Consider the following 20,273-nt stretch of genomic DNA (forward strand, 5'->3'; position numbering starts at 1 on the left):
TCTAACATGGCTTAAGTCTCCAAGGGAGTAAATTTATATGCAATGCAGTGATCATAAGGCAATTCAAGGAATAGATAAAACAGTTTGTTTTTATTATTGTGATCGTATAAATAGATTAAGACGTCAGTCAATCTTTTAAGATCAGAATGTTTCTTTACAGATTTTTTTAATTGAAATATCTGATTATTCAAACGAGAACTTAAGTAAAAATGGGATTTATGAGGCAGCATGCATGCTCCCCTCATCGATCCGAGATTTGTTTTACTCTCCTGTAGAACGGCAACATCTTGTTTAGATGACATTTTAAATTCTAAATCTATAAGGTTATTCGCTGTGCCACTCTTAAAATACGACTCTTTAAATGTTGCGAGAGCATAAATAAGACCGAACTTAAAATTGCAGATAACACAGCAATCGCAAGAATGAATATATTGACCCAAGAACTGATCTGTTCTGCCTGATGAACTTGTTTTGATACACTCATCGCCAATGGCGTTAATGCTTTACCATAGACTTGATACTGCATGGTCCATAACTGTTCAGGTTTAAAACCATACTCAATAAACTGAGGATCAGTTTTCTCTGCTTTAACCAATGCCAAAACTTGCGGAATGGCCGCATTTTTGTCTACCGGTCGATGCAACAAAGCAGCTTGCGCCAGCAAATATGCTTTTACAGGTTGATCTAAATTTGATTGTTGCAAATGCTGCGCTAATTCACTTTGCTGAATGTTTTTATCATATTGAATTACTTGACTATACGCATCACTTTCATCACTTTTTAAATCATATTGTAAATAGGTTAAACCTGACCAAAGTACAATAAATGCGATTAACCATCCAACAAGTTTTAAAATAAAAGACTGAAAGCGAAGATAAAAAAACTGTATTTTTTTCAAAAAATGAATAACAAAAAAAGCGCCAATAAAGGAAACAAACAGCTTTAAAACCAGCCAACCAAACCAAGACAACAAATTGGTAAAATAATCGGAATGTTGACCTAATTCTGCCAGATTCGTATCTACGGCAAAAGGCATATGCAATTGTTTAAGCTCAGTGGTGACGCCAAAAAAACTATACACAAAATCATGCTGTAAAAATAATGCGACCACTGCAGCCACAAAAATGGTGCTACTGCTGATACAGAGTAATATCAAATTACGTTGACGCTTTTTCAGCGCCACCATCCCCTCTTCAATCTGTTGCGGATTGATGGCATATTCATCTAAGCGAGACAAACGGTTTCTCCTAAAAGTACACGTAAATGGCTTAAACTAATTCTAAGATTTATTTACTCCACTTGTGCTTGATTCTAAAACCAAATGATTTAAGTTTTCTTGTAAAGCACGTAAACGAGTGGTTGCTTCCGCACGTTTTTGCATGCCTTCTTTCTGCACTTGAATGACGTCGTTCACTGTTTTAATGAGGGTATTTTGCACATGTTCAAGGGTTTCAATATCAATCACTGAGCGCTGGTTGGCTTTGGCAGTATCAACAGAGTTTTGATGTAACAAATCCGCATTCCGTTTTAATAACTCATTGGTTGCATCATCAATACTATTGGCCAGTTGCACACTATTTTTTTGTTCATTAAGTGAAATCGCCAAACTAATCTGATTTTTCCAAGCAGGTAAAGTAATATTTTTAATTGCATAGAACTTATCGACCAACATCAAATTATTAGATTGAATAATTCGAATCATGGGTAAAGTTTGCATGGCAGATTGTTGTAATACTTGCAAATCACTGACTCTTTTTTCTAAATTATTGGCCAAATGATTCAGATCATAAACTTTTTGTACCGTTGCTTGATCTTGAGGCTGCCCAGATAAATTTGAGATATCATGTTGAATTTCTTGTTCCTTTAATTTTCCAGCTGCAATATAAATCCCGAGCTGTTTATATTCGTCCTGAACACCATGAAACATTTTATCTAAGGTATCTACCCGTGCTTTTAAACCTGTTTGCGACGTTTCAATTTCTTTCACTAAGACATCAATTTGCTCTTTGGTGCTACTGAAATGTTGATCGAAATTTTGCTTGGCACCTTTCATTTTATTGATTAGACCACCAAAAAATCCCGAACTTTTCTTTTTATTCAAAATGCTTTGGGTATTTAATTGTTGAGCAACTTGAACCACTTGATTGAGCTTTTGTCCTGTCGTATCCAAATCTTTATTTTGCACCAGATCTAACAGTTCATCGGTATAGGTTGAGGTTTTCGTAGCAATATTTTTACCATATTCAGCCACAGCATTATGATTCATTACTGCCAATTCTTTATGCGCATTCATCACTTCATTAAAATCTGAATCTTGCAAACCAATTTCTTGTAAATTCAATTGCTGATATTTTTGTTGCACGCCATCATGTGGAGTGTGTTTGGCTAAATCTTTCTGTTCAAAATCGGTCATGATTCACCTAAAAAATAATTAATGTGTTGGTTTCTGTAGCGATTTTTTTAAAGTGAGAATGAGTTTTTCTCGACTATTATCTAACTTTTGCAATTCATTTGTCGAATCACTTTGACTGCTTTGTTTAACATGATATTGCCAAGCAGGGATCAATACTTGTTCAGCTTCTTTAAAACGATCTAACAATGTAAATGATAGTTGTTGAGATAACTGCATTTGTGTAATTGCAATATCATTACTGCTCTGCAAAGTTTGTAAGGTATTAATTTTTTTAGATAATCTCTCTAAAAAATGATCTAATGGATGCTGATTTTTAACGAAATTTGGGTATTCTTGCAAAAATGCCTGAGCTGCAAAAATATGTTTTGCCATGTTTTCACGATGTCCAAGCAGTTGCTGAAAACGCGATTGCGACTTCTGAATTTCAATCTGTAATTTTTGGCTTAAATGATTGGCACGTTTTAAGAGTTGATCCAGATGATTGTAATACTCAACTTGCCCAGAGCCATATTCTAAATCGATTCCCATCCATTTTTGTAACGCATTAAATTTACGCTTTTTTAAATATTTTTTTGAATCTGCTAGTGATTGAATAATCTGTTCAATGGTGGCACTCAATTGCTGTGTTAGATGAGGATCTACTCCATTTAGTAACACGGCTTGAGCTTGAATGATGGCATCCGCATAATGGTTTAAGCGCGATTGATCATTCAGCAACGGCAATAAATCATGACGTTGAATTGTGAGAAGTTCAGCTTGGTCGATCTCCATTTCAGCCAAAGGCACCAAAACATTCATCTGTGACATCATATTAGAAACTCAATAAAATCATTTTTATAGTAAGACTTTCATACACAATATCATGTAGTGTTTTGCAATTTTAATGCATATTTATATTTAAAAAAATATGTTTGATTTGATTCTTAACCAGTCAAAACTTGAGACCTCATTTTTTATAGCTTTACTATTTTATCAATCATTTCCATGCCAATTAGAACCAAAACATTAACACCTTACTCAAATAAAATAAAAGCGCCTCAATAATCTTTTTATTTTTAAAATTTCATCAGGTAATTTAAAAATACTTAAATAAAAAAAATCACTCATATTTTCAAATTTTTTATTTTTCTGCATTCATATACTCCCTTCAAAGACTGTTTAAAAAAACTATCAAGTAAGACTAAAGAATTATTTTATGCATTTTTTGCATGAAAAATTTAATTTTTGCATTGTCGTTTTTTCTTAAAAAAAGTGACACTGGCGCAGTTCATCGTTAGATCGATGCTTTTGTACACACTTTCTGGATGAAAGTTTGCATCATGCACTCAACACGGAATGTCATCAACGTCTTTGTATTAAAGAAACTAAGTTGATGAAAACAAGATAATAGAAGGAACTGTTTTTATGAATCAAAAAAAACTGCTGAAGTATATTTTGATTGCGATGGTATCGGGAATTTTAATTGGTTGGGTATGCCACTATGCTTTAACTCCCTTACAAGCTACGAATATTGCCTCTTATTTTAAGATTATTACCGATGTATTCTTAAGATTAATTAAAATGATTATCGCACCTTTGGTTTTTGCCACGATTGTCTCGGGCATCATTTCGATGGGTAAATCGACTTCTTTAGGTTCTATTACCTTAAAAGCAATGAGTTGGTTTATTGGTGCCTCCCTGATTTCACTCTTATTGGGCATGGGATTGGCCAATTTATTTCAGCCGGGTGCTGGAATGAACTTAATTATTCCAAAAGAGGCTGTAGATATAGGCGTAAGTGCCACCAGTTTAAGTCTGCAAACATTTATCACGCATATTTTCCCGCGTAGTTTTGCAGAAGCGATGGCAAATAATGAAATTTTACAGATCTTAATTTTTGCTATTTTCTTCGGTTCAGCACTTGCGTATGTGCAGCATCAAAGTGAAGCAACTGTGATTGGTAAAATCATTGATGAACTTTGCCGCGTCATGTTCCGTATCACCGATTATGTGATGGCTTTGGCACCGATTGCCGTTTTTGCTGCAATTGCTTCAGCTATTACGGTTCAAGGGCCTCAGTTAATTATCGATTACAGTATTTTCATTGGTGAATTTTATATTGGCTTATTCATTCTTTGGACTATTTTGATTGGTTTTGGTTATATTTTCCTGAAAAAAGATATTTTCCGCTTAATGCGCTTCGTTCGTGAACCAACCATGCTGGCTTTTGCTACAGCGAGCAGCGAATCCGCTTATCCTAAAACCATGGATGCCTTGAACAAGTTTGGCGTACCTAAACGTATCACCAGTTTTGTCTTGCCATTAGGCTATTCTTTCAATCTAGATGGTTCAATGATGTACATGGCGTTTGCCGTATTATTCATTGCACAAGCCTACAACATTGATTTAAGTTTCGGACAACAAGCATTAATTCTATTTACACTGATGATTACCAGTAAAGGCATTGCAGGTGTTTCACGTGCCTCAATTGTGGTGATTGCCTCTACACTTGCGATGTTCAAGTTGCCAGAAGCCGGTATTTTACTCATTCTTGCGATTGATCAATTCTTAGATATGGGTCGTACTGCAACCAATGTGATTGGCAACAGTATCGCCACCGCAGTTATTGCACGAACAGAAGGCGATAAGCATGGTGTCCCTGAAGAAGAAGCTGTAGAAGCGCTTGTTCCCGTCAATCGCTTAGCAGATAATAGTTAATTGTCTTAATCTCTGTTTATAAATTCTCTTCAAATAATAATCATAGAATATGACCATTTAAAGAGTGATGAATATTTTAAGCTCATCATCTTTTTAAATGGTCATTTTTTCTTGCATTAAGCATTATAATTAAAAAAATTATTATAATAATATCAATCACTCTAAATAACTTAAATCCAATATAAATAAGTCTATTCAAATAACAAAAATCATGCAAAATAAATATAAAATTTAAACTATAATTACTGACCTTTTAAATAAAAAAAGAGCAAAAAACATGCTCTCTTAAAATATAAATATTAGATCAATAAAATTTTATTTTCCTTGTTCATGAACCAAGGTATTCCAAATATAATTAATCCTTTTTGAAACGATCATTTCACGTCGAATAATATAGACATCTTGGAAAAAATTATATTTCTGCGTATCCAATACCTTCAATTTATTTTCTTTAATCTCTTTTTCGACTAACAATTTAGGTAACCAAGCAATACCTAGACCTTGTAAAACCAATTCTTTTAAATCACCTGCATTATCTGTTTCATATAAAATTCGATAATCTAATTTATTTTCAATTACTTCATCTACACATTTTCTTAAATAGGCTTGTTTACTATACGCCAATAAGGGAAAAGGTTGATCTAAAGAATATTTTTGCTCCTCCTCATTGACTAGGGTGACAGGCAATACTTCCATTTCAACAATTTTGTGATAAACAAAAAAATCAAGATCGAATTGTTGTAACGTTTTTTGGTCACAGTAACAAATTAAAAAATCACATGAACCATCTTTAAGTAAACGCATGCCCTGTTTTGCATTTGATGCAATAATTTCTAATTTTAAATCTTCAATATCTGTAGATAATGGATGAATAAATTGTGGGAAAAACTGTGTGGTCAATGAATGAGAAACTGCAAATTTAATTGTTAATTCATTGTTCTTAATATTTTTTTCTAAATATTTTATGGTGGTCAATAATTGGCTTTGTATGTTTTTTGCAGATGCTAATAATACTTGTCCAGCATCAGTGAAATCGATATTTTTACTATACCTTTTCAGAATTTGAAAACCCAATGCCGTTTCAATATTCTGTATTCTACGGGTAAAGGCAGACTGTGTGACGTGGCGCATTTCTGCCGCTTGGGAAATAGATTTTTCTTGCTCTAACGCAAGTAAGTCCTCAATCCATCGAATTTCCAATGTCATGACTTATCCTTTATTGATACATTTACAGATTATAATCTATTATGCAAAAAATGCATGCAGTAATATCTTTTTACATTAGAAAAAAAACAATCAACGCTCTAATATAAATTAATGGTTAATTAGAGTCGATTAAAATGAATATTATGATTAGTACGCGCACTGAAAAAGATTTACTGGGTTATAAAGAAATCCCTTCTCATTGTTATTATGGCGTACAAACGTTAAGAGCTTTAGAAAATTTTAATTTAAGTCAAAGTAAATTAAACCATTTCCCTATTTTCATTAAAGCACTTGCTATGGTTAAATCTGCCTGTGCACATGCCAACTTTAAACTAAATAAATTAGAAGAAAATAAAAACAATGCGATTCAATTTGCGTGTCAACAGCTTTTAAATGATTTACATCACGATCAATTTCCAATTGATATGATTCAAGGTGGTGCAGGTACTTCAACCAATATGAATATAAATGAAGTCATTGCAAATATTGGTTTAGAATATTTAGAACATGCTAAAGGTGAATATCAATATTTACATCCAAATAACGATGTTAATATGTCTCAGTCTACAAATGATGTTTATCCAACAGCGATCAAAGTCGGTTTAATTGCTGCAATAGCACAATTAAATACTCCATTTGAACAACTTATTCAAAGTTTTAAATTTAAGTCAGATGAGTTTTCTGATATTTTAAAAATGGGTCGTACTCAATTACAAGATGCTGTACCAATGACTTTAGGTCAAGAATTTGGTGCTTTTGCAAACACACTACAAAATGACTTGAATAAATTGAATCAAATTATGCCAGATGCTTTAAGTGTGGTGAATTTGGGCGGGACTGCAATTGGAACAGGGATTAATACAGAAGCTCAATATCGTGAATATGCAATTGCCTCATTATCAGAAATTACGCAACGAAATATTAGTAGCGCACCAGATTTAATTGAAGCGACTTCAGATATGGGCGATTTCGTTTTATTATCTAGTTTATTAAAGCGTACAGCTACTAAACTCTCAAAAATTGCAAACGATTTACGTTTATTATCGAGCGGTCCTCGAACAGGTTTAAATGAAATTCATTTAGAAGCGCGTCAACCAGGCAGTTCAATTATGCCGGGTAAGGTTAATCCAGTAATTCCTGAAGCAATGAACTTGGTGTGTTATCAAGTTATTGCCAATGATTTGGCCATTACTTTAGCAGCAGAAGCCGGTCAATTACAGTTAAACGCTATGGAGCCTTTAATCGCTTTCAAACTTTTTGAATCTATTGAATTGTTAGGTAAAGCAATGCAAATGTTCCAACTTAAATGTATTGAAAATATTCGCGCCAATACTGCTCATTGTAAGCAATTGGTTGAAAATTCAATCGGTATCATTACTGCACTTAATCCCTACTTGGGCTATGAAACAACAACACGTATTGCAAAACTGGCGAATGAATCGGGTCAAAGCGTTTTAGCTTTAATTAAAGCAGAAAACTTACTTTCTGATCAAATTTTATCAGATGTTTTAGCAGTGAATAATATGGTGCAACCAAAGCAGTGTGCTTAAGGCTAAACTTCTTACTTAAAATCTGAATGATTTTATTTAAAAAAGGAACCGATTTATTTGGTTCCTTTTTTTATTTTCCATTCTTGTTAACTTAAATTAAATTTTATCCACCTTATAAAACTATTTAATTCCCAAGAAAATAGCTCTAACAAAAAACCCACTTCATTGAGTGGGTTTTATTATGTTGATTAATCAACGAATTCTGGTAGGTATAAGCACTACCGAACAAAACATTAAATAATTGTTTTTAAATGATTTTTATAAAACAAATGATTTTGTGATACATACAGTGATACAAATAAATATCTATTACAATAGCTTTTATTCCGAGGGTTGGAACCAAATAAATAACATATAATATTGTTTATTATAGTTTTTTAATTTAATAAATTTAAAAAAGTGCTTATTAAGGTGCTTATTTAATTTTATTCAAGCAACTGTTTTTGAAGAATTTAGATTAAAATGATATAGTAAACAAAATGATAATATAGTATCTTTAGAAGCAATTTTATTTCATGAAAGTAAATTTTAGCCTCTAAATATGTCGAACCCATTTGATACCCCACTTATTCTCAGAAAAAGAATTTTAGAGACAGTGAGCGTTAAGCCCAATTTTACGTTAAATGGTTCTGGGTTCATTTGTGCTTTAATAACCTCACGATGCCCTGTTGGATGCTCTCATTGTATGTTTGCTGCAAATATGCTTGAGCCTGAAAATAGCTTTAATACTTTTACCGAAGAAAGAATTGACAAATTAATTACTCTTGTAAAAGACTCAAATACAAATTATTTATTAATTTCTGGGGGTGGGGAACCTTTCCTATATCCGAATCTAATGTACAGACTGGCTGAAAAAACTTCAGCTAATCTCACATGGTTTGTGACTAGTGGCTTTTGGGCTAAGAATCGTAATTATGCCTTCTCGCTTCTAGATAGAATGTATCAATCTTATCTTAAAGGAACGGCTCAATTCCCCAATCGAAAAATCTGCCTAAGATTGAGTCTAGACTTTCAACATTTAGAAAAAATAAATTCAAATAAATTTGAATATATAATTAATATTATTGACTTTTTTGAAGAAAAAATTGGAAACAACAGTAATTTTTTCTTTCAAATACATAGCATTGAAGGCAATGAACTATTAATTGATCAGTTGATTAAAACTTTAAATGGGAAATTAAGAAATAAAGATTCTGTACTACATTCATTTGACAAAAAAACAGAGTCACATATTACAGCTACAACCTCGAATGGATTCATATTTGATATTACTTTTGCAAAACTCTTACTATCTAATCTTGCACCAGACTTAAGTAACCTAAATAATATCAAAGAAAGCATAAACATTTGGGAAAAAGACCACAATATTAATGAAAAAGGACACGCTCCCTTACAAATTAACAGTGATGGAACAATTGGCTCAGATATGTTAGTTATCTACGATGGTAGGGTTTCTGGAGCTTGGCAAAGTGAAATGCCTGATGTGAAGATTAATATTGATACACATTGCCATAAGTCGATAATGAAAAGTACTTTTAGTGATATTGCTGTTTTAGCAACAATTGAAAAGGGATTAGACTACCGCTTTAATATAATCAATGAGGTATCAGAAAAATCATGTATAAGGGCTAAAGCTGTTAATATTAGAGATTACACAAGCCCTATACTGATGGAAGAAGATACAATAAAACTCTACTATACAATTAGAGCCGCTCAAGACTACATTACAAATAATAGACTTAATTACTCAGACTCTGAGTTAAAATCAATATTCAGTTTAAAAAAGAATGAATTAATTCAACTATTCCACTCCTCTAATCAAGATATTCTTAAACAGTTCTACAATTCTGATTCATTTTACAAAGAAATCATTGAAATAATTGAACAATATTTTAAAAAAGACGACATTACCCCCCTGATAAAATATTTAGATAAAAATAAGAATTTTGAGTCAATTAAAATTGACAAATTTAGATTATTGATTGAGCGTATAGGTAAATCTTGGTATGAAATTAAGAAATGGTCCAATGAGGATTTAAATAAATTAATCCATATTGAAGAAGTATTAAAAAAATCATTGAATAAAAAAATTGGCATCTATGAGGGATTATCTAGATTATAAAAATGAAAAATAAAATTAAGATACTTATAACTGGTGCCGATGGTTATCTAGGTTCGCTAATATCTCTTGAGTTAGCTAAACTCGATTATATCAGCCTAATCAGAACTTCAAGAAAAGAAAAAACAGAAAATGGATTTATAAAATTAGATGTTAGGTGTGAAAAAGAGTCTGATGATGTAATTAGCAGTACTATACCTGACATTATTATTCATACAGCTGCACTTTCAAATATTTTAACATGTGAAAAAAACCCTAAAGAAGCTTATAGAACAAATACGTTAGGATGTTATAATTTAGCTAAATCAGCAAATAAATTAGGAATAAAAATAATTTACCTATCAAGTCTAGCATCAAAAAACTCTAAACTTATCTATGGGAAGTCTAAGTTATATGGTGAAAAACATATAAGAGACGTAACAGCTGGCTATCAAATCATATATCTCTCAATGGTATTTGGCTTAACACCCAATATAAAATCACATAGACCATTTAATAAAATACTTAATGCCTTAATTAATAAAACCTCTATTTCTCAAGATAATATTTGGGAGTTCCAACCTACTTATACAAAACATTTAATAGCAGTTTTAATTCTCTTAATTGATCATGGCTTTAAAGATAATGACATTACCTTAACAACACATGAACATTGCACCATGTATAAAATTTCGTGTGATTTAATAGGTAAATCCTTAACCTTTTCAGAAAAAAAATATTTTAATAGAGATCTAATCAATAATAACACAAACGACCTTGAAATAATGGACTTACCAACTTTACACTATACAAAAATGCTTCATGAATTAAAGAATGAAATTCAAAGCTATCTAGTATTAAATAACAAAAAAATAGAGGTGGATAATTAAATACTCTCCACCTCGAAACAAAAAAAAGCTTTTATTAATTTTTAACCATGTAACTCATTATTTTCAATTTGATCTAGAATACAAATCAAACGCCTGAAAGTCGAAGAGTCAGCTGATTCTTTTAAATTATCGAATTCAGGCTGTAAGAATTCTGTTTTCAATAGTGTACAATTATTTACTTCTTGATTATTAATCAACCACAAAGCCATAAAATCTAATTTCTTGTTAATAGTACAATCTGAATCATCTCTACTTTTTATATCTTCTAATGTCCAACTTGGATCAAATTTTCTTATTACATAAGAATTTATTTTATCTTGATAATATTTTAAATCATTCAAGCATAAATTTTTCAGCGCAGGATATATCTCTAACTCAGATAAAAATGACGGATCTGCTTTAAGATATTTTTGTACAGGAAGATAGGTTCTATTTTGCTTTGAAAGTTGAGGTAATGATTCTTTCAATACATCAATGTCATTAAATGGTAGATCATCAAATACAATATCTTTACAGATATCTATACTACCAATACCATTTAATCCTCTGCTACCATTTGACTCATTCTGAGCTACACCCACACCAACTACAAACTCTATTTCAGAGTTATCAGCTGTAGCTTCATCAAAATCTTTAACTGCAATGCGTCTATCAGCCTCTTCCGTAGTTTTTACAATATTGTAAATTTGTTCCTTAAATATACGTAATAAATGTACTGGTATTTTTCGTTCCGAATGTTGGAGAGCCTTATAGACTTTTGAGAAATCATTTGTTCGGATATGGGTAAAGTATAATTTGCGTTCTCCAACTGTCATCAAAACAGATTCAATCGCTTCTTTATCATTAGATGGACGAGTCAAGAATATGAGGTTTTTACCCAGACGCTCTAACTGTTCAGATGATTCCATCATATCTGCAATTAATTCGAGTAAGTCTGTTATATTTTTATCCGTAATTGAATAGCCAATGAAAATTACTGGGTTTTCTAAAAATATTGATAGCAATTTTGCAGCAAGATAGGCATTTTTTTTGTTAAAGTTTTCATAATCATTTTTACTTAGGATTAAACTAGAGAATTTAGAAATACATCCATGTATTTTAAATATTTCACCTATAGCTTGAGGATGCTTAAAGAATAAATCAGATTGACCAGTATATATTTTTAACTTTGGGAAAAGAGTTTCAAGCAATTTATCCCAATTAGTCGTTATGATTCCATCAATTACTACCTTTTCATTAAGTAATTCCTTTAATTCTTCATTATCTTGTATTTTACTTTTTATATCCACTTGATTTAAGTACTGTGCAATTTCATATTTTAAGGGTGTTTCTACAGCAGGTATCCAATTAGCTGATTGATAGATATCAGTACGTTCTTTATTTAATTTCCACCATTCATTTGAAAAATCATGTGCTAATGCTAATGCTGCTTTAGGTAAGTCATTGTCTGCCGTACCCAAATAACTGTCAAAAGGCATTGAAGTAGAAAATTGACTTAACAACCCTTTCCAGTCAGGTAGATTAAGGTATCGTCTAGAGAAACCAGAACCTATAAATAAAAATGGAGCGGATAAAGACTCACTCAACAATTCAGCTAATTCTTTTTCAATATCAATTTTTTGTGACATTATGAGAATCCAAATCTATGTTTGTAAATTTATTGAAATACTATACCTCTAAATTAACTTTTTAGTACTCAAAAAACCTTCTTATTAGACTTACGAAATTAATTAAAAGTTGTTATTATCATTAGACTTAACAATGTATAGATAAAGTATAATGACAATACGAATTTATGTACGAGCAAGCACTAAAGATCAAGACGCAGAAAGAGCATTAGATGATTTAAAGAAATTCTCTACTAGCATACACGGCGTTACTGTTGAATATATAGAAAATGAATCTGGGACTAAGTTAAATAGACCTATATTAAATAAGTTACTTGGAGAAGCAGAAAATGGAGATACATTGTTAGTTGAGAGTGTTGACCGATTATCAAGGCTCAAACAAGATGAATTCGAAATACTAAAAGGTCGAATAAAAGAAAAAGGATTGAAATTAGTCGTTGCGGACTTACCAACTACTCATATGCTTATTAGCTCAGATGATACAATTACGGGTTCTATTCTAAACTTAATAAACAATATGCTAATAGACCTATTAGCTACTATGGCACGATTAGATAACGATAAGCGTAGAGAACGAATTAAACAAGGTTTAGAGAGAAGTGGATATAAGCCTAGTGGAAAGAAAGCGGATACGATTAAACACTCTAGAATAAAAGAGTTAGATTCAAAAGGTTTAACAAAAGAAGAAATAGCGAAAGCTGTAGGTTATGGCGTAGCTACCGTATACAGAGTTTTAAAAGATGCTAAATAAATATGAGGGAAATTTAAATAAGGCTTATAATCTGAATATAACTCTTATTATCATCTATCTGTCACTTTTAACTCTATGCATTGCATTTTATGCGATTATTCAATTATATGTAGATGACAAGAGTACAGCAACGAATCTAATGATATGGTCTGCAACGCTATTTCCTTCAATAGCTCTACTATATACATTTAACTATTGGAGAAAACAGAAAGGAAGTGAAGTATTATCAAAACTTTCAGAAGAAGTATTTTTCACCATAAATAAAGCATCTAAAATACATGAAGAAATATATGATGATCACAGAGAAGTCCTTTTAGATAGATTATTTAATAAAAATGAAATGAAAGAAACAGAAAAATCAAAATATTTATTTGAGACTATTGAAAATTATATGTCTAGTATAGGTGAGAACAGTTTTTTAATAGTTGAATATACTAGAGATGAAAGCTTAAAAATATGTTTAAAAGAAATGTATGAAGCATATTTAAATTACAATAATACAAGATGAAACATATACTTAGGAATGAAAATAGTCGAAAAAACTGAAACTAGACTACATTCAGTTGCATTTGATAAAAATGATGATCTTGAATACCACAATCATATCGAACCAAATAAAAAAGCGTCTATTGATTTAACTATAAAAATGAGTAAATTATCAAAAGAACTTCTAAAATATATATTCTATTCAAATTAGAATTTTTAAAAAATATCTAAGACTGAATAATAATAAATTTAATACAAAAAAAACGGCGTTATTACGCCGTTTTATATCAACTCATCTGCACGGCGCGAGAACACTCTTTCCAGTTTTCATACCATACAAAAATTTCTTGATAGTCATAGTAGACCGCTGATTGTCTACTTTTACCATCTTTGATTGATTTTGGGAAGCTAGGATCTTCTTTTTCTAACCTATTTAATTTATCTCTACCTACAGCTAACATAGTACAGACCTCATTAATAGTAAGACGAAATTTTGGTATAAAAAAATTATTACCATTTATACTTGTTTTTTCTTTTAATTTTTTCATTTTTTCTCCTTTTATTATTTGAATTATATTTATTTTTAATACGCTAATTAGTAATTTTATCAATATCAATACCATAATATTCTATAAATTTAAGACGTTTTTTATAAATTGTGGTTCTAGAATACAAATCACTAATACAACTATTTTTTGCAAGTAAATAAAATTTTCTATCCGCAGAGTCTTCTATATCTAGTAATTCATTACGCTCTTTCATCTTTGGTAATTTTAAATTGGTAAATTTCTCTGTAAAAAACTTATTAATTTCATTTAAGTCTGACCATTGATAACCATTCATCAAATTCCAATCCTTTAATTGATCATTAAGAATTCTTATTTCAGATCTTATCATCAACTCAGACAATGCAAGCAATTCACTATTAACTCTAGTTATTTGATTTTTTTCACGCAATGCAGTACCTTTATGATAGTATTTTAGGTTCCAACGTGTTCTACTATCAAAACCAAAATAACAACCATTTTTATAGGTTTTTCTTGCCTTATATGGGTAAAACCCAAGTTTTTTTATATGATCTAAATACCTTAAAGCACTGTTTTTATTAGTGAAAATTAAATCTTGTTTAACATCAACTCTATAAACTCTAAATTTACCATTTTTTATATTAGATAACTGCTCTTCAGTCGGATCTATTAAGCCTTTATTCTTTAAGTCTTCAACAAATTTTACAACAAGATAAATTAGATTAGATTCTCCTGTTATATTCTGCCCATTAAGCCACTTAAATATATTTGCTTTTATATTGACTATTTTTCCACCTATTGAATTTAGCTCAATAAGTTTCCCAAAATCTGAAAAAATACTTTTTGGTTTACTCTTTATAATCAAATTACCTTCATTAATTTTTTTTAAATCATCAAATTTATTTATGTATACATTTGAAAATATAATTGATCCATCTGATATTTTTTCTGGATCATGGTTTACCTCAATACTAAAACTTATCCAATCAATTTCTATTTCTTTTCTAATAAATTCCATAACTTCTCCTTATTTTTATTGTTTTTATGCAAAAATAATCCACAAAAAAATTCTATTTAATTTTTTTAATTAATGAGATTAATTAATTAAAAAAATAAATAATATAAAGTATTTCTGCAAGATTAAATAACTGAATAGTTTTTACTTAATTTTTAAATTAAAAAAATTGAATAGTAGTTTTCTTTAATTTAAATATAATTTATTATTCTTTAAGTAAATGTATAGTTAATTATTATTTTATTTCTATACAAATGTGGTCTTAACATGAACTACTCTGAATTAGTATATAATAAAATGCATAAAAAGTCAACAAAAATAATATTATCTATTATAACATAAGACCTACTTTTACACTCAATAAAAATAGGTCCTCTTAATTATTTTAATTTAACGTGCTACCCCACCAAATTCATAATTTCCGTAATTTGTTTTTACTTCTACCTCTCTAACATAGTTTGCATCACAACTAATTGAAAGTTCAATTAAGCGTCCAAAATTTAAATTAGCTGGTAATTTATTATTATGATCATACTCCCCGATACTGCAATTATTACCACGATTTATAATCACATCATTTACCACAACTTCATCTGCCTTAGCTTGAATTACAATGTTATAAGCTATTTTTCCATAAACTTTCGAATTAAACTCATTAACATTAAATGTTACTTCAATAGGCTCCCCTTCCAATAACTGCTTTACTGGATTAGCCTTTCCTTTATCTTCATATTCCTCTGAGTGCTCATCAGCTAATGCTGTAGCCCCTTCATCTGCCAATGTTGTTACCAACTCTTCATCTTTAGTTTCACTACTTGTTAAGTCACTACACGCTGATGTGAAAAATAACGTTGATAGTACAACCCCCCAAACAAATTCTTTTCTAATCATCTCTAGTCCATCTTAAAAATTATCTAATTAAATTTTTTGATTACCAAATAAATTTCTATATACGTTTCAATTTTATATAGTTAAGTAATCAACGTAACTAAAGTTTAATTATTAACGTAATTAAAATCAAATATTACGTAACTTTTAGTTAAGCTAACTATTTTGAGGTAATGAGAGATGAAAATGAAAAAAACTTATTTGCACAACGCCTAGCTTTAGCTATGAAAGCAAAAGGTTATGAAGCTAAGCCTTCAGTTTTAGAAAGAGAATTCAATTTGAATTACTCAGGCAAACCCATGACATTACATGGTGTTCGTAAATGGCTCATCGGAGAAGCAATCCCTTCTGGTGATAAACTGCTTACACTTGCAAAATGGCTAGAAATTCCACCAGAGGAATTAGCCTTCGATAAAAATATCCTAAAGGCTATTGAACAGCGTGATAGCAAATGGAGACAAGAATTAGGCTACAAGGATAAAGAAGTCTTTGAAGCACTTATAAACCTCTCTCCATCCAATAAAAAACTGGTTCGAGAATTAATTATTGCTCTTTCAAATCAACACAAAAAATAATCATTAGTATCTAGAAAGCGTTTCCTTAAAACGTAAGTAATTTACTTATGAATTACACTTTGCTATCCCATCAATACAATCTGCCCACCATTGCATGACTATTTTTCTTTCTTCTAAATGATCACTTTTATCATAAACAGCCTTTACACCTTTTTTCTTATGGGCTAAACATACCTCTATTACTTGTTCTTTATCGCTAAATTGATTGTTAAGAGCAGTACTAGCTATATGCCTAAAGCCATGTACTGTTTGTCTGCGTGTGTAACCACATCGCTTTAATACGGTATTAAAAGTTCCATCAGATACAGGTTCTAAATAAGTTCTTCTACTAGGAAATAAAAATGGTGATTCCGTTCTATACGTCTCTAACTCTTTCAAAAGCATAATAGCTTGCTTAGATAAAGGGATTGTATGTGCTAATCGTCCTTTCATTATCTCAGCAGGTCTATTCCATAATTTTTCCTTAAAATCGAATTGTTCCCATTTAGCACAACGTAACTCACTAGGTCTTGGGAAAAATAAAATTGCTAACTCAATAGCAATCACCATTGTTCTACTAGGATAATTTCTTACTTTATTAATAAGCTCAGGTAACTCATGCAACTTAACATGACTCATATTTCCTTGAGTATAGCTAGTTATATATTTAGAAATCCTCATTAATGGATTATCTTCAATTAGTCCTTTCACAATTGCTAAATCATAAGCATTTGTACAGTATGAAATTAATTTATCTACTTGATTATTAATTTTATTAACTGTTCTTAGACTCTGAAAGAAGTCAAACCATTCTTTCTTTTTGATTGTTATACAATCTCTATGACCAAATTCCTTTATCACATGTCTTTGTATTGAACTTTTAGCTTTTGAAAACGTTTCTTCGCCCCAAACAGTTTTTTTGGTCTCAAGCCAATCAATAATAATTACTTCAAATGTTAGGTTTGTTTTACTATCAATATGTTTTTTATGATGCTTACTAAATCTTACTATATCTCCATTTGCTTCTTTCAATGCCAATTCATTAGCTTTTTTTCTAGCATATTGCCCACTAACATTACGATAACTACCTAATCCCTTATATCCATCTTTACCCAGTTCGTCCTTACAGCGATATTGCCAATATTTATTTCCGTCCTTTTTCACAAAAAAATATAAATTACCACTATCCTTGATTCTGTAATCAACATTTTCAGGTTCTAAATTGGCTAAAGTTGTATCAGAGAGAGGTTTCTTTTTTATTTCACTTCTTTTCATCTTTTTTTGTATCACCAGTTCGATTTTTTTCAATGATACAATTAATGATACAGAAATCCCAGTAGTATATAGCGTGATATATAGTTATACAGCGCAATAAAAAATCCTCAAAACTTTGAATTTTGAGGATTTTATTTAATAAGAAGTAATACGACTTTATACTAATTCATAATCTTGGTAGGTATAAGCAGACTCGAACTGCTGACCTCTACGATGTCAACGTAGCGCTCTAACCAACTGAGCTATACACCTAAGTGATGTGAATCATATTCATTTTTATTTTCTAAGACAAGTGCTTTCTGCTATTTTTCAACATGGATGCACAAGATTTAAGCATTCTTTTAAATTGCTTTATATCTTGCTCATTTTTAACACGTGAAAATTGTTGTTGATAATATTTTGCTGTTTCAAAAAATACAGATTGTTCAGCATCTTCAACCGAATCTGCTAAACGATACATCCAAGTATAAAAAGTTTCAGCAGTTTGCTTACGCAAATTTACGGGCTGTCGTTGAGAAAAAGACTGAATTGCGCGCTCAAATGAGTTACCGCTTTGCCTATCGCGATAATAAATCCAAGCAAAGTAAAATAGCAACAACACAATGATGCTCGTGAATAATGCCAGAACTGCCGCATAAACTGTTTTCAAGCCTAATTTAGATAACCACGACTGCTGTTTTTCCGCATCATAACCAACGACCTTACTTTGCCATTGATAAGTCACATAATCGCTCCAAATACGGACATCTTTTAATAATGAAAACTGACGATATTTCCAATTTTGCTTACTTCGCCCAAAAATACTTTGGTCATTTTCGAGATAATCTTGCATACCCCCATCAATACGTTCTGGGGCAATCATCGCAGTCGGATCAATTCGCTGCCATTGACCTTTAATTTGGACTTCAGTCCATGCATGTGCATCCAATTGCCGAACTTCCCAACTTGCACGATCTGGTGCAAGTTGCCCGCCTTGATAGCCCACCACTACACGTGCAGGAATCCCAACATACCGCATCAATAAGGCAAAACTAGAAGCATAATGTTCACAAAAACCTTGCCGCGATTGAAATAAAAATTCATCTACACGATTTTGATTTAATAATCCTGGTGTTAATGTGTAAACAAAATTGTTTTCTCTATACCATTCTAAAATATGTTGTATATAACGCTCAGGTTGTTGTTGACTTTGTGCATACATTTTTAGCGAAAATTGACGCGATTGTTTATCTAGTTCACTCGGAGTTTGAATATTTATTCTTTCTACTAGATTTGATGGAGTGTTGGATATCTTGGTAAGTTGCACTTCCCCCACCCACTGCAATTTAATCGGCTGATTACGCACAACTTGACGCCTCGGTGTAATGCTCCAATCTTGTTTCAGTTGAAAATTTGGTTCGATTGGAATAGATTTTTCCAATCCCATAATCCACTTTACCCGCTCATCCGCTGCCAAATATTGATACTCAAAATTCGTTTTGGATGTACCAGAAAATTCATTTTCCGAATAAGGTTGCTGATTAATGAAACTACTGGTCCATGTTTTACCATCGTATTGATCTAAAACCATGGCTCGCCAATACAATTGATCACGTGGCGGCAGTTGCTGCATATTCCCCAAGATTCGAAAAGCCAAACTACTGGATTGTGAGAGTTCAGCAATATCACCCGGCGACATGGTATCGCTCATGCCTGTTATCCCTTTTTGCTCAGGAATTGGAATATGCCAAAGTGGTGGTAACCGTGGGAAAAAAATAAACAGTAAAATAAAAAAAGGCAGCGCCAAAAGGAGAAATTTACCTACATATTTTGCATCCGTTTTTAATCCAATGAGTTGCTTTTTAGAGGCTAAAAATTCGCTGATTTGTAAACGATATAATCCAATGAAACAACTGAACAAACACAATAAAATGATCATTGCCATCCAGATAGATTGGCTATGCAAAAAAGAGCTTGCACTGACAAACAGCGTAAAATTAAACAAAATAATGACATCTCGTTTAGTCTTGGTTTCCAAAGCTTTAGCAAACAAAAATGTTGCTAACACTGCAACGCCTGCTTCAACACCAATAAAACTTTGATAGCTAAAATAAATGCTGACCAAAGCTAAACTGGTAAGTATAAATATCCATATTCTGGGAAGCGTTTTTGACTCGTGCTTTAAATTCCGAAATAAATGATAAATGCTTATAGCAAAAATTAAGCTAAGGAGTGCCGGATTAAACAGCAACTGCGCCAACAATACTAAGCTTAAGGTCATTAAAATCGAAACTTTCACAGCATAATGAATCATGA

General features: G+C 31.3%; 17 protein-coding genes and 1 tRNA gene. 7 read left to right on the forward strand and 11 right to left on the reverse strand.

Annotated elements, in window-relative coordinates:
* Positions 1-316: 316 nt before the first annotated feature.
* Genes GA0116959_RS06710 through GA0116959_RS06720 form a run of 3 tightly spaced genes read right to left on the reverse strand, consistent with a single transcriptional unit; the run spans position 317 to position 3,220 of the window.
* Positions 317-1,237, reverse strand: coding sequence for a hypothetical protein (locus GA0116959_RS06710; RefSeq protein ID WP_092719718.1), 921 nt, complete (start codon positions 1,235-1,237; stop codon positions 317-319).
* A gap of 42 nt (positions 1,238-1,279) precedes the next feature.
* Positions 1,280-2,413 carry a toxic anion resistance protein gene (locus GA0116959_RS06715; RefSeq protein ID WP_092719721.1) on the reverse strand — a complete coding sequence of 378 codons (1,134 nt, stop codon included), beginning with the start codon at positions 2,411-2,413 and terminating at the stop codon, positions 1,280-1,282.
* Positions 2,414-2,431: 18 nt separating this feature from the next.
* Complete coding sequence (locus GA0116959_RS06720) at positions 2,432-3,220, reverse strand: tellurium resistance protein (protein ID WP_092719955.1); 789 nt, start codon at positions 3,218-3,220, stop codon at positions 2,432-2,434.
* 597 nt (positions 3,221-3,817) lie between these two features.
* Between GA0116959_RS06720 and GA0116959_RS06725 the strand changes: the two genes are divergently transcribed.
* Positions 3,818-5,110, forward strand: coding sequence for a dicarboxylate/amino acid:cation symporter (locus tag GA0116959_RS06725; RefSeq protein WP_053578226.1), 1,293 nt, complete (start codon positions 3,818-3,820; stop codon positions 5,108-5,110).
* 315 nt (positions 5,111-5,425) lie between these two features.
* On the opposite strand, the gene GA0116959_RS06730 is transcribed toward GA0116959_RS06725, so the two are convergent.
* Positions 5,426-6,316 carry a LysR substrate-binding domain-containing protein gene (locus tag GA0116959_RS06730; RefSeq protein ID WP_092719724.1) on the reverse strand — a complete coding sequence of 297 codons (891 nt, stop codon included), beginning with the start codon at positions 6,314-6,316 and terminating at the stop codon, positions 5,426-5,428.
* A gap of 134 nt (positions 6,317-6,450) precedes the next feature.
* On the opposite strand from GA0116959_RS06730, the gene GA0116959_RS06735 reads away from it, so the two are divergent.
* The 3 genes from GA0116959_RS06735 to GA0116959_RS06745 all read left to right on the forward strand — a co-directional run bounded on the left by GA0116959_RS06735 (position 6,451) and on the right by GA0116959_RS06745 (position 10,854).
* Positions 6,451-7,866: an aspartate ammonia-lyase gene (locus GA0116959_RS06735; protein ID WP_092719727.1), complete on the forward strand. Its 1,416-nt coding sequence runs from the start codon at positions 6,451-6,453 to the stop codon at positions 7,864-7,866.
* Positions 7,867-8,407: 541 nt separating this feature from the next.
* Entirely contained in the window at positions 8,408-9,988 is a 1,581-nt protein-coding gene (locus tag GA0116959_RS06740; protein WP_092719730.1) for a 4Fe-4S cluster-binding domain-containing protein, read from the forward strand.
* Positions 9,989-9,990: 2 nt separating this feature from the next.
* A complete protein-coding gene (locus GA0116959_RS06745) occupies positions 9,991-10,854 on the forward strand; it encodes a sugar nucleotide-binding protein (RefSeq protein WP_092719733.1) in 864 nt (287 codons plus the stop codon).
* A gap of 41 nt (positions 10,855-10,895) precedes the next feature.
* Here GA0116959_RS06745 and GA0116959_RS06750 read toward each other — a convergent pair whose 3' ends face one another.
* Positions 10,896-12,482 (reverse strand): SIR2 family protein, encoded by a 1,587-nt coding sequence (locus tag GA0116959_RS06750; protein ID WP_092719736.1) that lies wholly within the window; start codon positions 12,480-12,482, stop codon positions 10,896-10,898.
* A gap of 151 nt (positions 12,483-12,633) precedes the next feature.
* Between GA0116959_RS06750 and GA0116959_RS06755 the strand changes: the two genes are divergently transcribed.
* Positions 12,634-13,233 (forward strand): recombinase family protein, encoded by a 600-nt coding sequence (locus GA0116959_RS06755; protein WP_092719739.1) that lies wholly within the window; start codon positions 12,634-12,636, stop codon positions 13,231-13,233.
* On the forward strand, positions 13,223-13,741 hold the full coding sequence (locus GA0116959_RS06760; RefSeq protein ID WP_092719742.1) for a hypothetical protein: 519 nt from the start codon (positions 13,223-13,225) through the stop codon (positions 13,739-13,741). Before GA0116959_RS06755 ends, GA0116959_RS06760 begins: the two co-directional genes overlap by 11 nt.
* Positions 13,742-14,006: 265 nt before the next feature.
* On the opposite strand, the gene GA0116959_RS06765 is transcribed toward GA0116959_RS06760, so the two are convergent.
* The 3 genes from GA0116959_RS06765 to GA0116959_RS06775 form a co-directional block, all read right to left on the reverse strand.
* The gene (locus GA0116959_RS06765) at positions 14,007-14,267 is read right to left on the reverse strand and encodes a hypothetical protein (protein WP_092719956.1); all 261 of its coding nucleotides are present in this window, start codon (positions 14,265-14,267) and stop codon (positions 14,007-14,009) included.
* Between the two features lie 43 nt (positions 14,268-14,310).
* The gene (locus GA0116959_RS06770; RefSeq protein WP_092719745.1) at positions 14,311-15,264 is read right to left on the reverse strand and encodes a phage/plasmid replication protein, II/X family; all 954 of its coding nucleotides are present in this window, start codon (positions 15,262-15,264) and stop codon (positions 14,311-14,313) included.
* Between the two features lie 387 nt (positions 15,265-15,651).
* Positions 15,652-16,152, reverse strand: coding sequence for a hypothetical protein (locus GA0116959_RS06775; protein WP_092719748.1), 501 nt, complete (start codon positions 16,150-16,152; stop codon positions 15,652-15,654).
* 170 nt (positions 16,153-16,322) lie between these two features.
* On the opposite strand from GA0116959_RS06775, the gene GA0116959_RS06780 reads away from it, so the two are divergent.
* Positions 16,323-16,724 carry a DNA-binding protein gene (locus tag GA0116959_RS06780; protein ID WP_092719751.1) on the forward strand — a complete coding sequence of 134 codons (402 nt, stop codon included), beginning with the start codon at positions 16,323-16,325 and terminating at the stop codon, positions 16,722-16,724.
* A gap of 45 nt (positions 16,725-16,769) precedes the next feature.
* Here the strand turns inward: GA0116959_RS06780 and GA0116959_RS06785 are convergent, their stop codons facing one another.
* From GA0116959_RS06785 to GA0116959_RS06795, 3 genes are all read right to left on the reverse strand, one after another.
* Positions 16,770-17,978: a tyrosine-type recombinase/integrase gene (locus GA0116959_RS06785; RefSeq protein WP_092719753.1), complete on the reverse strand. Its 1,209-nt coding sequence runs from the start codon at positions 17,976-17,978 to the stop codon at positions 16,770-16,772.
* 175 nt (positions 17,979-18,153) lie between these two features.
* Positions 18,154-18,230, reverse strand: a tRNA-Val gene (locus tag GA0116959_RS06790).
* A gap of 31 nt (positions 18,231-18,261) precedes the next feature.
* The gene (locus GA0116959_RS06795) at positions 18,262-20,271 is read right to left on the reverse strand and encodes a transglutaminase TgpA family protein (protein ID WP_092719754.1); all 2,010 of its coding nucleotides are present in this window, start codon (positions 20,269-20,271) and stop codon (positions 18,262-18,264) included.
* Positions 20,272-20,273 lie beyond the last annotated feature (2 nt).

It is taken from the genome of Acinetobacter albensis, from assembly GCF_900095025.1.
GTDB classification, from domain to species: domain Bacteria; phylum Pseudomonadota; class Gammaproteobacteria; order Pseudomonadales; family Moraxellaceae; genus Acinetobacter; species Acinetobacter albensis.